Source organism: Pseudarthrobacter sp. As-47, assembly GCF_058215595.1.
On sequence record NZ_CM177088.1, the window covers coordinates 2,977,654 to 2,991,786 of the forward strand.

Here is a 14,133-nt window from a genome sequence, read left to right on the forward strand (position 1 = left end):
CGCGCGCCCTTGCCAAGAGGGTAGTCCGGTAGCTCCCCCGGCTCCCAGTCTATTCCTCCTGATGCCCACGTTAGTGGCAGTCATCACATCCCGTCGAGGTGCTGCTCCAGGACGTCCACGCACATTTCCCGGGTCATCCATCCGGGCTGCAGCAGGGAGTGCATGCACAGACCGTCCAGGGTGGCGAGAAGCCGCTCGGCTTCAACCACCAGGCTTTCCGTCGGCTGGTCCTCCGGCCGCAGGGCACGGATGACGCTGCCCACGATGACGGCTACCTCCCGGTGGCTCCGGTCCGCTTCGGCGGCGAGGAACGGGCGGACCCTCGCGGCGTTACGGAACGCCATCCAGGCACACACCTCAAGCGCCCGTGGCCCGTCAAGGGGCAGGAGTCCGCACAGGAGGGTTAATATCGCCGCGCGGTGCTCAGGGGTGCCGGGATCCGCCGCGTGCACGCCAGGAAGGGATGCTTCCAGGCGGCGCACGATGCGGTCCACCACCGAGGCAAAGGCGAATGCCAGCAATTCCTCACTGCCCGCGAAATAGTGGCGGACAGAACCCACAGCCAGCCCTGCTTCGTCCGCCGTTTCCCTGAGGGAGGCCCGTTCCAGCCCGTCTCCGGCGATGATGCGGAGAACTGCTTCAACAACGTCCTGGCGCCGGGCTTCGGCATCTACGATTTTTGGCACTCCTCCTATTTAGCACGGATGTGCTCCCTTGGGACGGTCGCCGTGCCGTGCCGTGCCCGCGGCCTCCTGTCGCCCCTCAGCGGTACGTGCGCGGCGCTGCCCGGCATCCGGAACGCGGCGGCGGCAGCAGGTGTCCGTGGGATAGCGTTAGAGGCATGAAAATTCTGGTCACCGGGGGCACCGGCTACATTGGTTCCCACACTGTTTTATCCCTGCAGGAAGCCGGCCATGATGTGGTGGTCATCGACAACCTGGTCAACTCCAGCGAGGAATCCCTCCGGCGGGTTGCCGAGCTCAGCGGCAGGACCGCGGAGTTCCACCACGTCGACCTGGTGGATGAGGCCGCCGTCGAGCGTGTGTTCGCCGCCAGCCCCATTGACGCGGTGATCCACTTTGCCGGGCTGAAGGCCGTTGGCGAATCCGTCCGGGAGCCGCTCAAGTACTACCACAACAACCTGGTGGGGACCCTGAACCTCATCCGGGTCATGGACCGCCACGACGTCCGGTCCATTGTCTTCAGTTCCTCGGCCACCGTCTACGGCGAGCACAACCCCATCCCCTATGTGGAGAAGATGGAAATCGGGGCCAACAACCCCTACGGCCGCACCAAGGAGCAGATCGAGGACATCCTCTCTGACCTGGGCGCCGCGGACACCCGCTGGCACATAGCCCTGCTGCGCTACTTCAACCCTGTCGGCGCCCACCCCTCCGGCCGGATCGGCGAGGACCCCCAGGGCATCCCGAACAACCTTGTGCCCTTCATCGCCCAGGTGGCCGTTGGCCGCCGCGAGAAGCTGATGGTTTTCGGCGGGGACTACGACACCCCGGACGGCACCTGCCTGCGGGACTACATCCACGTTGTGGACCTCGCCGAAGGCCACGTGGCCGCGCTGAACTACGTTGCGGACCGCACCGGCGTCTTCCGCTGGAACCTGGGCTCCGGCAAGGGCTCCTCCGTCCTGGAGGTGCTCCGCTCCTTCGAAAAGGCAGTCGGGCAGCCGATCCCCTACGAGATCACCGGCCGCCGCGCGGGTGACCTCCCCGCCTTCTGGGCCGACGCCACCTCTGCGCTGGCGGACCTCAGCTGGTCCACCACCAAAACCGTGGACCAGATGTGCGAGGACCACTGGCGCTGGCAGAAGAACAACCCGCAGGGCTACAGCAACTAGCCTTCTCTGCAACAACAAAGCGGCCGCCCACCTTTGGAAGGTGGGCGGCCGCCGTCGTCATTGCAGGTATTGATCCGGGGAGTTAGCGGACCGGGTAGTCCCGCTCCGGCTCGCCGATGTACAGCTGGCGCGGGCGTCCGATCTTGGTGTTCGGGTCGCTGATCATTTCCCGCCACTGGGCGATCCAGCCGGGGAGGCGGCCGATGGCGAACAGTACCGTGAACATCTTCTCCGGGAAGCCCATGGCCTTGTAGATCAGGCCGGTGTAGAAGTCCACGTTCGGGTAGAGCTTGCGCTGGATGAAGTAGTCATCGTTGAGCGCCTTCTCTTCCAGGCGCAGGGCGATCTCCAGCAGTTCGTCGTTGCCGCCGAGCTTGCTGAGGATTTCGTGGGCCGTGGCCTTGACGATCTTCGCGCGCGGATCGTAGTTCTTGTAGACGCGGTGCCCGAAGCCCATGAGGCGGACGCCGTCTTCCTTGTTCTTGACCTTCTCCATGTAGTCCTCGGGCTTCGTGCCGTCGGCCTGGATCTGGCGGAGCATCTTGAGGACTGCCTCGTTGGCACCGCCGTGGGCGGGACCGAAGAGCGCGTTGATGCCGGCGGACACCGAAGCGAACAGATTGGCGTTGGACGAGCCCACCAGGCGCACGGTGGACGTTGAACAGTTCTGCTCGTGGTCCGCGTGCAGGATCAGCAGCAGGTCCAGCGCCTTGGCAATGACCGGGTCCACCTCGTACTGCTCAGCCGGCAGGCCGAAGCTCAGGCGCATGAAGTTTTCCACGAGGTTGTGGGAGTTGTCCGGGTACAGCATGGGCTGGCCGATGGACTTCTTGTGCGCGTACGCCGCGATAACCGGCATCTTGGCCATCAGGCGGATGGTGGAAACTTCCACCTGTTCGGCGTTGAACGGGTCCAGCGAGTCCTGGTAGAACGTGGACAGCGCGGACACTGCCGAGGACAGCACGGGCATGGGGTGCGCGTCCCGGGGGAAACCGCTGAAGAAGCCCTTGAGCTCCTCATGCAGCAGGGTGTGGCGGCGGATCTTCTGGTCGAACTCCTCCAGCTCCGTGGGGCTGGGCAGGTTGCCGTAGATCAAAAGGTAGGACACCTCGAGGAAGCTGGAGTGCTGGGCCAGCTGCTCGATGGGGTACCCGCGGTAGCGCAGGATGCCAGCATCGCCGTCGATGTAGGTGATAGCAGAAGTCGTGGCTGCCGTGTTCATGAAGCCGGGGTCAAAGGTGACTGCGCCCGTCTGCTTCAGCAGTTTGGAAACGTCGTAGCCCTCGTTTCCTTCAACAACCTGGATGCGCGGCAGCTTGAGCTCGCCTCCTGCGTGGTGCAGGGTGGCCGCATTGTTGGTCTCAGTCATGGAGTCCCCTTCATGAGGCTTCTGGGCCTCTGTCGAAAGCTTGATCCAACATCAGGTGAGCCGCGCACGAAGCCTGAGAACACAGGTTCCAACACCCGGGCTGCCTTCTTGTAGAAAGCCACCATTGATAGTCACTTAAAAAGTACCGCCCCTTGGCGGGTGCCACTAATCCGAGACGGTCCGGAAGCCCCTAAAACCGGGCCGTTGTGGCGCGAGTCACAGTATTGTTACGGCGCCGCAACGAGCCGGGACACTGCGGCGTCGATGCGCTCGTCCGTTCCGGTCAGCGCCACGCGGATGTATCCGTTGCCGGCCTCGCCGTAGAAAACCCCGGGGCCCACCACGATGCCGCGTTCCGCCAGCCGCCCCACCGTGTCCCAGGTGCTTTCCCCGGCGGTGGACCACAGGTACAGCCCGGCGTCGGAATCCTTGATCTCGAGGCCGAAGTCCAGCAGCGCCGGGACGAGCCGCTCGCGCCGCCCCCGGTACAGGTCCTTCTGCGCTTCCACGTGGGCGTCGTCGCCGAGCGCCACGCGCATGGCCTCCTGCACCGGATAGGGCACGATCATGCCCGCGTGCTTGCGGCTGTTCACCAGGTTGGGCATGAGGCCAGGGTCGCCGGCCACGAACGCTGCCCGGTAGCCCGCCACGTTGGACTGCTTGCTCAGGGAATAGACAGCCAGCAGGCCCTGATGGGATCCGCCGGCTACACGCGGATCAAGGATGCTGGGAACAGCCTGTCCGCCGCGCTGGACATCCCAGTCACCCCAGCCAAGTTCTGCGTAGCACTCGTCGGAGGCCACCACGGCACCCAGTTCCCTTGCCTGCTGCACCACGGCCTTCAGGGAGTCGATTCCGCGTACGCTGCCGGTGGGGTTTCCCGGGGAATTAACCCAGATCAGCCGGACGCGCGCACGGGTGGCTTCATCCAGTTCGTCCAGGTTGTCCGTGGCCACGGACGTCACGCCGGCAAAGGTGGCGCCGATGTCGTAGGTGGGGTAGGCGACCTTGGGGCGGACGACGACGTCTCCCGGCTTGAGTCCCAGCAGGAGCGGCAGCCAGGCCACCAGTTCTTTGGAGCCCACGGTGGGCATGACGTTGCGGGGATCGAGCCCTGCCACGCCGCGGCGCCGTTCAAACCACCCGGCGATGGCTTCACGCAGGGCCGGTGTGCCGTGCACGGTGGGGTAGCCTGGGGCGTCCGCCGCGGCCTTGAGCGCGTCCTGGATCAGGGCCGGCGTAGGATCCACCGGGGTCCCGATGGAAAGATTGACGGCCCCGCCGGGGTGCTCCGCTGCCTTGGCGGCGTACGGCGCCATGGCTTCCCACGGGTAGTCAGGCAGGTCCAGGCCGAACGTCCTCGCTGCTGGGGTCACGGTATCTTCCCGCGTCAGTGGTCTTGGTTCTGCGGCGGCAGTGCGGCGATCATCGGGTGGTCCTTGCCCGTGTTGCCGACCTTCGCTGCTCCACCCGGCGAGCCGAGGTCGTCGAAGAACTCGACATTGGCCTTGTAATAGTCCGCCCATTCCTCCGGGGTGTCATCCTCGTAGTAAATGGCTTCAACAGGGCACACCGGTTCACAGGCACCGCAGTCCACACACTCGTCCGGATGGATGTACAGCGAACGCTCACCCTCATAGATGCAGTCGACCGGGCACTCCTCAATACATGCCTTGTCCTTGACATCTACACACGGCTGCGCGATTACGTACGTCACGTCCCTGGCCTCTCCACGTTGGTTCCGGCAACCCGCCGGCACTTGCATCCGGCGCTGCGGCCGGACCCTTGACATCTGAGCCTATTATCTCCCAGCCCGTTCCCGCGAACCTAGCCGGACACCCTAGTATGAACTGGTGAGTCAGCCTGTTCCTACCCCCGCCGGGTTCCTCTCGGGCGCAACACCCGGAATGCGGGTGGTGGTGCGCTACCGCATCGAGGGCGGCCTGACCGACGCATTGGGCCACCTGGTGGCGTGCAACGGCGGTGCGTGCACCATCAGGACCCGGAAGGCCGACGTCGTTATCCAGCTGTCAGAGGTAGTGGCCGCCAAGGAAGTCCCGCCGGCGCCCCTGAGGCGCCGGCACGCACGGTAGAGGCGGGCCACCGCGGCGGGGTGGCTGCGCAGGCGGGGCCTCCCCCTCAGACAAAGAAAAGCCGGTACGGCGGCGGGAATCCCCACCGCCGTACCGGCTGTTTCAGTCTTGTGCTCCGGTGACTAGACCTTGGCGCGGGCGCGGTTGGCCTTGGCGCGCTCGTTGGTGTCCAGGATGACCTTGCGGATGCGGATGGCTTCCGGGGTCACTTCCACGCACTCGTCCTCGCGGGCGAATTCGAGGGACTCTTCAAGGGTCAGGTCGCGCGGCGGCGTCAGGTTCTCGAAGGTGTCAGAGGAGGCTGCACGCATGTTGGTGAGCTTCTTTTCCTTGGTGATGTTGACGTCCATGTCGTCGGCGCGGGAGTTCTCGCCCACGATCATGCCTTCGTAAACCTCGGAGGTGGGCTTCACGAAGAACGAGCCGCGCTCCTGCAGGTTGATCATGGCGAACGGCGTGACAACACCGGCGCGGTCAGCGATCATCGAGCCGTTGGTGCGGTACTCGATGGGGCCGGCCCACGGCTCGTAGCCCTCGGAGATGGACGCTGCGATGCCGGCGCCGCGGGTGTCCGTGAGGAACTTGGTGCGGAAGCCGATCAGGCCACGGGCGGGGACGATGAATTCCATCCGGCACCAGCCGGTACCGTGGTTGGCCATGTTGGTCATGCGGCCCTTGCGGGCTGCCATCAGCTGGGTCACTGCACCGAGGTACTCCTCGGGGACGTCGATGGTCATGTGCTCCATCGGCTCGTGGATCTTGCCGTCGATGGTCTTGGTGACAACCTGCGGCTTGCCGACGGTCAGTTCGAAGCCTTCACGGCGCATCTGCTCCACCAGGATGGCCAGTGCCAGCTCGCCACGGCCCTGGACTTCCCAGGCGTCGGGACGCTCGGTGGGGAGAACCTTGATGGAGACGTTACCGATCAGTTCCTTGTCCAGGCGGTCCTTCACCTGGCGTGCCGTGACCTTGGCACCCTTGACCTTGCCGGCCAGCGGCGAGGTGTTGATACCGATGGTCATGGAGATGGCGGGATCGTCCACGGTGATCAGCGGCAGCGGCTGCGGGTTCTCGGCGTCGGTGAGGGTCTCACCGATGGTGATGTCCTCGATGCCGGCGACGGCGACGATCTCACCCGGGCCTGCAGACTCCGCGGGAACGCGGTCCAGGGCCTTGGTGGCCAGGAGTTCGGTGATCTTCACGTTCTTGAGCTCACCGTTGGCGCGTGCCCAGGCAACGGTCTGGCCCTTGCGCAGGGTGCCGTTGTAGATGCGCAGCAGGGCAAGGCGGCCCAGGAACGGGGAAGCGTCCAGGTTGGTGACGTGTGCCTGCAGCACACCCTCCGGGTTGTAGGTGGGTGCCGGGATGTGCTCGATGATGGTCTTGAACAGCGGCTCCAGGTCTTCGTTCTCCGGAGCGGTGCCGTCAGCGGGCTGGTCGAGGGAAGCGCGGCCAACCTTGGCGGCCGCGTAGACAACGGGAACCTCAAGGATCTTGTCCAGGTCCAGGTCCGGAACCTCGTCAGCCAGGTCCGAGGCAAGGCCCAGGAGGAGGTCCATGGACTCGTGGACGACTTCCTCGATGCGGGCGTCGGGACGGTCGGTCTTGTTGACCAGCAGGATGACTGGCAGGTGCGCGGCAAGGGCCTTGCGCAGCACGAAGCGGGTCTGGGGCAGCGGGCCTTCGGAAGCGTCAACGAGGAGGACGACGCCGTCAACCATGGACAGGCCGCGCTCCACCTCGCCGCCGAAGTCGGCGTGGCCGGGGGTGTCGATGACGTTGATGGTGATGGTCTCGCCGTTGGAGGACGGTCCGTTGTAGGCCACGGTGGTGTTCTTGGCCAGAATGGTGATGCCCTTTTCGCGCTCCAGGTCACCGGAGTCCATCACGCGGTCTTCAAGGTGGTTGTGCTCGGCAAAGGAGTTGGTCTGCTTGAGCATGGCGTCGACCAGGGTGGTCTTGCCGTGGTCAACGTGGGCCACAATCGCGACGTTGCGGAGGTCACTGCGTGATGCAGTGGCGACCGCGGTGTTGGTGGTGGTTTCAGACATGCGTAATGGCTCGATTCAGTGGTGAAAGTCAGCTGTTGTATCGCGACATTTCCAACCGGAACGCACGACGGATCAGGCCCTTAGCACAGGGCGCCTTCCTCCATTCTAGCGCCAGTGCCATTTATTGGCCTAAATTCTCCGGCGGCGTGCGGGCACTGCGTGGCCCCGGCCCTGCCCCGCCACGGAAAATTGTGGGCAAAATCACTGGCCATCCAGGACGGCATGCAACATGATTGCTCTGACAGACCGTGCAAGCCCGAAAGACACCAGATGCGAAAATCCCCGGCCGCCAAGGCCTGGACCCGTTGTGCCGTGTCCGGCGTCGCTGCGGCTGTTGCCTTGTCCGCAAGCCTCTCCGGCTGCGGCCTGCCCGCCGCGGACCCGGGGAATCCTGGCCGTCCAGTTGCGGCAGCGGCTGCGGCGGGATCCCAAGGGGCAGCCGGGAATCCTGCAGCCGCAACTGCCGGTTCACGCGTCCTGAACCCGGCCAACGGGCGGCTCGAGGCCGTTGTCCCGGAGGTCAGCAGGACGGTCCTGCTGATCGGTGATTCACAGTCGGAACCCGTTGACGGCTGGCCGCGGCTGGGCCTGGCTGCCGCGGGCTACAACGTGTACTTCTGCGGCCGGGGCGGGACCGGCTTTGTCTCCTCGAACGGTGCAACAGGCAACTATATTGATGCCCTGCTGCGCGGCGACTGGCTGCTGCCATCGGGAACGCCGGCGCTCATTGTCATCCAGGGCGGCGGCAATGACGCCGCCGGTGCAGCGAGTGACAGGCAGATAACCGCCAATGCCGAACGCCTGATCGCGGAGCTGCGGGAGCGCTACCCCGGCACGCCCATGGCGATGATCGGAACGCTTGCCCGCGGGGAAGCCCACGGCGGCGGCCGGCGGACCGAAGTCGATGCCCTGTTGGGGTCGGTGGCAGCGTCCCATGCCCTCCCCTTCGTATCCGTGGGTGACTGGTTGACCCGGTACGGCCTGGCCAAAGACCTCGCGGATACAGTGCACATGAACCCTGCGGGACGCCAAGAATTGGGAGTCCTCCTCGAGGGCCGCCTCCGGGACCTGGGCCTGGACCGGAAGCCGACGGCGGACCAGCAGCCGCTGCGGGCCTCCGGCACCCGGGACGACGGCCCGGGCCAGGACTGAAGCGCAGACGGCTGGAGCCGGGGCCCGAAGGCCCCGGCTCCAGCCGTACTTAGTGTGCAGGCAGTCCGCTTATGCAACTTCCGGCGGAAGCATCAGCTTGGCCCCCGGGATGGCGTTGAGCAGCGCCTGTGTGTACTCCTGCTGCGGCGCGTCGAAGACGTCGTCCGTGGATCCCGTCTCCACCAGGCGCCCCTTCTCCATCACGCAGACGTGATCTGCGATCTGGCGGACCACCGCGAGGTCGTGGGTGATGAAGAGGTAGGTCAGGCCGAGGTTGGACTGCAGGTCGGCCAGCAGGTTCAGCACCTGTGCCTGGACCAGTACGTCCAGGGCGGACACCGCCTCGTCACAGATGATGACTTCAGGGTCCAACGCCAGCGCACGGGCAATGGCAACGCGCTGCCGCTGGCCGCCGGAGAGCTCGTTCGGGTACCGCTGCATGGTGGATTGCGGCAGCGCCACCTGGTCCAGCAGCTCGCGGACCTTCTTCTCGCGGCTGGCTTTGTTCCCGATTTTGTGGACCCGCAGCGGCTCCTCAATGGTCCGGTAGATGTTGTACATCGGGTCCAGGGAGCCGTAGGGATCCTGGAAGATGGGCTGCACCCGGCGCCGGAACTTGAACAGTTCCGAAGGCTTCAGCAGTGAGGTGTCCACGCCGTCGAACAGGATTTTCCCGTCCGTCGGCTTCTCCAGCTGGAGCACCATCTTGGCCACTGTGGACTTACCGGAGCCCGACTCCCCCACGATCGCCGTCGTGGTTCCGCGAAGGACGTCGAAGGTGACGCCGTCCACGGCCGCAAAGTCCGACGATTTTCCCAGGCCCTGCCGAAGCTTGTACACCTTCCGCAGGTCCTGGATCTGAAGGACGTTGTCGGCGGTGAGCGCCTCGGCGGCCGGAGCCAGGAGGTCGGCCGCTTGCACGCCCTGTTCCTTGGCAACCTGGATCCGGCGGCTGGCGAGGGACGGTGCCGATTCCACGAGCCGCTTGGTGTAGGGATGCTGCGGGTTCTGCAACAGCTCGAGCGACGGCCCTGATTCGACCACCTGGCCGCGGTACATGACCACAACCTTGTCCGCGCGTTCGGCGGCAAGGCCAAGGTCGTGGGTGATCAGCAGGACAGCCGTACCGAGCTCGGACGTCATGCCTTCAAGGTGATCCAGGATCTGCCGCTGCACCGTGACATCCAGCGCTGACGTGGGCTCATCCGCGATGAGCAGCCGGGGCTGGCAGGACAGGCCGATGGCAATCAGGGCCCGCTGGCGCATGCCGCCGGAGAACTCGTGCGGGTACTGCCTGGCGCGCCGGTGGGCGTCCGGCAGACCTGCCTCGGACAGCACCTTCGCGATGTCCTCCGGTCCGCTGGGCCTGCCGTTCGCGCGCAGGGTCTCCTTGACCTGGTAGCCGATCTTCCACACTGGGTTGAGGTTGGACATGGGGTCCTGGGGCACCATGCCGATGGTGTTGCCGCGCAGCTCGATCATCCGCTTTTCCGGCGCATGCGAGATGTCTTCGCCGTCCAGCAGGATCTGTCCGCCGGAGACCCGGCCGTTGGCCGGCAGCAACCCAATGGCTGCGAGGGCGGTTGTTGATTTGCCCGAGCCGGACTCGCCCACGATTGCCACGGTCTCCCCCGGCATGATGGTGAGGTGGGCATTCCGGACAGCGTTCACCTCGCCGTTGCTGGTGTTGAACGTGATGGCCAGGTCCCGGATTTCCAGGAGCGGCCGGTTCGCGGGTGTTCCGGCTTCGGTAATGGTGACATCTGATGCAGTCACGTGTGCCTCCTTCATCGCTGGCGGCTCTTCGGGTCAAGAGCATCGCGCAGGGCGTCGCCCAGCATGATGAAGCTCAGGACGGTGATGGACAGGGCGGCAGCCGGGTAGAGGAGCACTGCGGGGTTGGTGCGGATGGACGACTGCGCCGCGGAAATGTCATTGCCCCAGGACATGATGCTTCCTGGAAGGCCGATGCCAAGGAACGACAACGTCGCCTCCAGCACGATGAACACACCGAGCTCCATGGTGGCCAGCACGATGATGGGGGCGAGGGCGTTGGGCAGCACATGCTTGATGAGGCTCTGGATCCTGGACACGCCCAGCGACCGCGCCGCCGTGATGAAGTCGGCGTTGCGGACTTCGATCACCGCGCCCCGGGTCAGCCTTGCCATCTGCGGCCACGCAAGCAGCACGATGATCATGATGACCGTCCACACACTCTTGTTTTCACGGAAGAACGGCAGCTGGGTGACCACCAGTGCACCGAGCACCAGCGGCAGTGCAAAGAAGATGTCGCCGAGGCGGGCGATCACGGCGTCGATCCAGCCGCCGTAGAAGCCGGCCAGCGCGCCCAGGGTCACCCCAATGATGAGCACGCCGATGACGGCGAAGACGCCAACCATGACGGAGGCCTGCGTGCCGTAAATGACGCGGGCGTACACGTCGCAGCCCTGGAAGGTGAACCCGAACGGATGCCCGGCCGAGGGTGCGCCGTCCGAATTTGCCAGCTGGCAGTTGTCGTTCGGTGCAGTCTGGGTGAACAGGCCCGGGAAGAACGCCACAACCAGGATGACCAGGATCATCACTGCCGAGACGATGAACAGCGGACGACGGCGGAGCTTCCGCCAGGCGTCAGCCCAAAGGCTCAGCGGGGCCTGGTCAGTCTTCACCGCATCCGTTGCCAGCAGAGGGGTCTCCTCAAGGGGGGCAACGAAGTGCGTGGTGTCTTGGTTACTTTTCATAGCGAATCCTCGGATCAAGCCAGGCGTACAGCAGATCAACCAGCAGGTTGGCGATAACGAAGACCAGCACCAGCACGCTCACTATCGCGACGACGGTGGGTCCCTCGCTGCGGAGAATCGCCTGGTAGAGCTTCTGCCCCACACCGGGGACGTTGAAGATGCCTTCGGTGACGATGGCGCCGCCCATCAGGCCGCCCAGGCTGGCGCCCAGGTAGGTGACAACGGGAATCATCGAGTTGCGGAGGATGTGCGCCATGACCACGCGGGGCCGGGACAGTCCCTTCGCAGTAGCGGTGCGGACGTAATCGGCGGTTGAGTTTTCAATGACCGACGCCCGGGTGAGGCGGAGCACGTAGGCGAAGGAGACCAGCGCCAGCGCGAACGCCGGAAGCAGCAGCGTGCTCCAGCTGACGTCCGTACCCACGGTGGGTTTGGCCCACCCCAGGTACACACCGAAGACCAGCTGCAGGACGAAGCCGAGGACAAAGATGGGGATGGCAATGACGACGAGCGAGGCGAGCAGGACCGTCGAGTCGAAGATCTTTCCCTTGCGGAGGCCGGCGATGAGTCCAAAGCCGATGCCGAACACTGCCTGGATGACGAGCGCTTCGACGGCCAGCATCACGGTGACGGGGAAGACGCGGCCGAGGGTGGCGGCGATGGGCTGGCCGGTGAAATCGACGCCCAGGTTGAACGTAAAGAGATTCTTGAGGAACAGGCCGTACTGGACCCAGAACGGCTGGTCCAGGTTGTACTGCTGGCGGAGCGCCGCGATGACGGCTTCGCTCGGCGGACGGTCTCCGAAGAGCGCCCTGATGGGGTCACCGGGGAGGGCAAACACCATGAAATAGACCAGCAGGGTGGTGCCCAGGAACACGGGGATGACTTGGAGCAGGCGTCGGAGAATGAACTGGATCACAGCAGACCCTCCGGGGTTTGTGGAGATGGGGGGAATTTCATGTAGGACAGCTTCCTGCCGGTATCAAGGCTATGGGGGCCCGGCTGGCGCCGGACCCCCACTAGCTATTTGAGTTGGACGGTCTCAGGACTACTTCGCGGTGATGTTGTAGTACTGGATGACACCGTTCCAGCCGCTGTCCACGTTGGTGACGTTCTGGCTCCACACGACCTGGCGTGCTGAGTACCACAGCGGGAGGTTGGGCAGGTCCTGGAACAGGATTTCCTGGGCCTCGGTGAACTTCGCGTTGGCATCGTCCGTGGACTTGGAACCCAGGCCTTCGTCGAGGAGCTTGTCGAATTCGGGGTTCGAGTAGCCCTCGTAGTTGGCGCTGGCACCGGTCCGCAGCAGCGGGCCGAGGAAGTTGTAGAGCGACGGGTAGTCAGCCTGCCAGCCGGCCCGGGCGAAGCCGGGGAGCGTCTGGGACTTGCGCAGGTCCAGAAGTTCAGCAAACTTGGCGAAGGGCTGGCCTTCAGCCTGGATGCCGAGGTTGTTCTTCAGGTTGTTGGCAACAGCGTCGATCCATTCCTTGTTGCCGCCATCGGTGTTGTAGCCGAGCTGAAGGGTCTTGTCTGCCGGCCACGGGCTGATGGCATTGGCCTTTTCCCAGGTTTCCTTTGCCTTGGCGGCATCGAACTTCAGGACCTCGGATCCCTCGACGTTCTCGTTGTAGCCGTCCACGGCCGGGGAGGTGAAGTCCTTGGCCGGGATGCGGGTGCCGCTGAAGATGACCTTGGTGATCTCGTCACGGTTGATGGCCATGGAGATGGCCTGGCGGCGCAGCTTGCCCGCTTCACCCTGGAACTCGGGCAGGTAGCCCGGGATGTTCAGGGTGGAGTTGCCTGCGTACGGCTTGTTCAGGTGGTTGTCCGGGAAGTCCGTGGTGTAGGTCTTCAGGGCGTTGGTGGGAAGGACATCCGTGACGTCCAGGTTGTTGGCCTGGATATCGGTGTAGGCGGGGGCCGGGTCCGTGTAGAACTTGAAGGTCACGCCGCCGTTCTTGGCTTCGCGGGTACCGGCGTAGTCCTCGTTCTTGACGAGTTCAATCTGGCTGTCGTGCTGCCAGGCGCCTTCCTTGGCCATCTTGTACGGGCCGTTGCCAACAGGGTTCTCGCCGTAAGCCTTGGGATCAGCGATGGCCTCGGAGGGCAGCGGCATGAAGGCGGTGTAGCCAAGGCGCAGCGGCCAGTCGGCCTCGGGCTGCGTCAGCTTGACCTCGATGGTGGAGTCATCCTTGAGGACCAGGCCGGAGAGGGTCTCTGCCGTGGGGGCGGGGACTTCCGTTTCGCCTTCCTTCTTGGTGGCGCTGACGGCGTCGTAGCCCTCGATGGATTCGAAGAAGCTGCTGTTTGCCTGGGCGTTGGTGCTCAGCGCGGCGAAGTTCCATGCGTCAACAAAGCTCTTGGCGGTGACTTCCTCGCCGTTGGTGAACTTGGTGCCGCCCTTGACCTTGATGGTGTAGTTCTGGCCATCCGGGGATTCGATGGACTCGGCCAGCGCGTTGACCGACTCACCACTGGGGCTGTAGCTGGTCAAGCCTTCAAAGAGAAGCTCAACAACGCGGCCGCCATAGACCTCGTTGGTGTTTGCCGGCAGCAGCGGGTTCTGGGGTTCGTTGCTGTAAGCCGTAATGATCTTGGCCGGATCGCCTGCGGCGTCGCTTGCCCCTTCATTGCTGCCGCCTCCAGCGCCGCAGCCGGTCAGGGCGAGGGCGGCGATTGCCACCATGCCCAGTGCTTTGGAAGTGCGCGTAAAACGCATTCCGCCTCCTATGAGTTGTGGGAGATAACGAGGGGGAATCTGGTGGTTCCCCGCAGGCGAGACGCAGCTTTCGACTGTGACGCAACCTACATATACGAGTAGCCTAACCGCACGAAGTCCAGATACTGGTACTCCGTTGCCAAACCGTGACCGGCT

General features: G+C 64.6%; 12 protein-coding genes. 3 read left to right on the forward strand and 9 right to left on the reverse strand.

Annotated features, from left to right (window positions below):
* Positions 1-83: 83 nt before the first annotated feature.
* Positions 84-686 carry a TetR/AcrR family transcriptional regulator gene (locus AC4BCK_RS13740; protein ID WP_400592604.1) on the reverse strand — a complete coding sequence of 201 codons (603 nt, stop codon included), beginning with the start codon at positions 684-686 and terminating at the stop codon, positions 84-86.
* A gap of 155 nt (positions 687-841) precedes the next feature.
* Here AC4BCK_RS13740 and galE point away from each other — a divergent pair, with 155 nt between their 5' ends.
* Positions 842-1,855 carry a UDP-glucose 4-epimerase GalE gene (gene galE, locus AC4BCK_RS13745; RefSeq protein WP_174176487.1) on the forward strand — a complete coding sequence of 338 codons (1,014 nt, stop codon included), beginning with the start codon at positions 842-844 and terminating at the stop codon, positions 1,853-1,855.
* An 82-nt stretch (positions 1,856-1,937) separates the two neighbouring features.
* Here the strand turns inward: galE and AC4BCK_RS13750 are convergent, their stop codons facing one another.
* The 3 genes from AC4BCK_RS13750 to fdxA all read right to left on the reverse strand — a co-directional run bounded on the left by AC4BCK_RS13750 (position 1,938) and on the right by fdxA (position 4,941).
* Positions 1,938-3,224: a citrate synthase gene (locus tag AC4BCK_RS13750; protein ID WP_363938146.1), complete on the reverse strand. Its 1,287-nt coding sequence runs from the start codon at positions 3,222-3,224 to the stop codon at positions 1,938-1,940.
* Between the two features lie 227 nt (positions 3,225-3,451).
* On the reverse strand, positions 3,452-4,600 hold the full coding sequence (gene dapC / locus AC4BCK_RS13755) for a succinyldiaminopimelate transaminase (RefSeq protein ID WP_363938143.1): 1,149 nt from the start codon (positions 4,598-4,600) through the stop codon (positions 3,452-3,454).
* A 14-nt stretch (positions 4,601-4,614) separates the two neighbouring features.
* Positions 4,615-4,941 carry a ferredoxin gene (fdxA, locus tag AC4BCK_RS13760; RefSeq protein WP_026265673.1) on the reverse strand — a complete coding sequence of 109 codons (327 nt, stop codon included), beginning with the start codon at positions 4,939-4,941 and terminating at the stop codon, positions 4,615-4,617.
* Between the two features lie 136 nt (positions 4,942-5,077).
* Between fdxA and AC4BCK_RS13765 the strand changes: the two genes are divergently transcribed.
* Complete coding sequence (locus AC4BCK_RS13765) at positions 5,078-5,317, forward strand: putative acetyltransferase (RefSeq protein ID WP_400583524.1); 240 nt, start codon at positions 5,078-5,080, stop codon at positions 5,315-5,317.
* 122 nt (positions 5,318-5,439) lie between these two features.
* Here AC4BCK_RS13765 and typA read toward each other — a convergent pair whose 3' ends face one another.
* Positions 5,440-7,368 carry a translational GTPase TypA gene (typA, locus tag AC4BCK_RS13770; protein ID WP_174176492.1) on the reverse strand — a complete coding sequence of 643 codons (1,929 nt, stop codon included), beginning with the start codon at positions 7,366-7,368 and terminating at the stop codon, positions 5,440-5,442.
* Positions 7,369-7,638: 270 nt separating this feature from the next.
* Here typA and AC4BCK_RS13775 point away from each other — a divergent pair, with 270 nt between their 5' ends.
* Positions 7,639-8,520, forward strand: a complete 882-nt coding sequence (locus AC4BCK_RS13775) for an SGNH/GDSL hydrolase family protein (RefSeq protein WP_490566025.1) — start codon at positions 7,639-7,641, stop codon at positions 8,518-8,520.
* A 69-nt stretch (positions 8,521-8,589) separates the two neighbouring features.
* On the opposite strand, the gene AC4BCK_RS13780 is transcribed toward AC4BCK_RS13775, so the two are convergent.
* The 4 genes from AC4BCK_RS13780 to AC4BCK_RS13795 all read right to left on the reverse strand — a co-directional run bounded on the left by AC4BCK_RS13780 (position 8,590) and on the right by AC4BCK_RS13795 (position 13,977).
* Positions 8,590-10,296, reverse strand: coding sequence for a dipeptide ABC transporter ATP-binding protein (locus AC4BCK_RS13780; protein WP_400576504.1), 1,707 nt, complete (start codon positions 10,294-10,296; stop codon positions 8,590-8,592).
* An 11-nt stretch (positions 10,297-10,307) separates the two neighbouring features.
* A complete protein-coding gene (locus AC4BCK_RS13785; RefSeq protein WP_174176495.1) occupies positions 10,308-11,258 on the reverse strand; it encodes an ABC transporter permease in 951 nt (316 codons plus the stop codon).
* On the reverse strand, positions 11,248-12,177 hold the full coding sequence (locus AC4BCK_RS13790; protein ID WP_066277571.1) for an ABC transporter permease: 930 nt from the start codon (positions 12,175-12,177) through the stop codon (positions 11,248-11,250). Before AC4BCK_RS13790 ends, AC4BCK_RS13785 begins: the two co-directional genes overlap by 11 nt.
* 129 nt (positions 12,178-12,306) lie before the next feature.
* Complete coding sequence (locus tag AC4BCK_RS13795) at positions 12,307-13,977, reverse strand: peptide ABC transporter substrate-binding protein (protein WP_174176496.1); 1,671 nt, start codon at positions 13,975-13,977, stop codon at positions 12,307-12,309.
* Between the last annotated feature and the right edge of the window lie 156 nt (positions 13,978-14,133).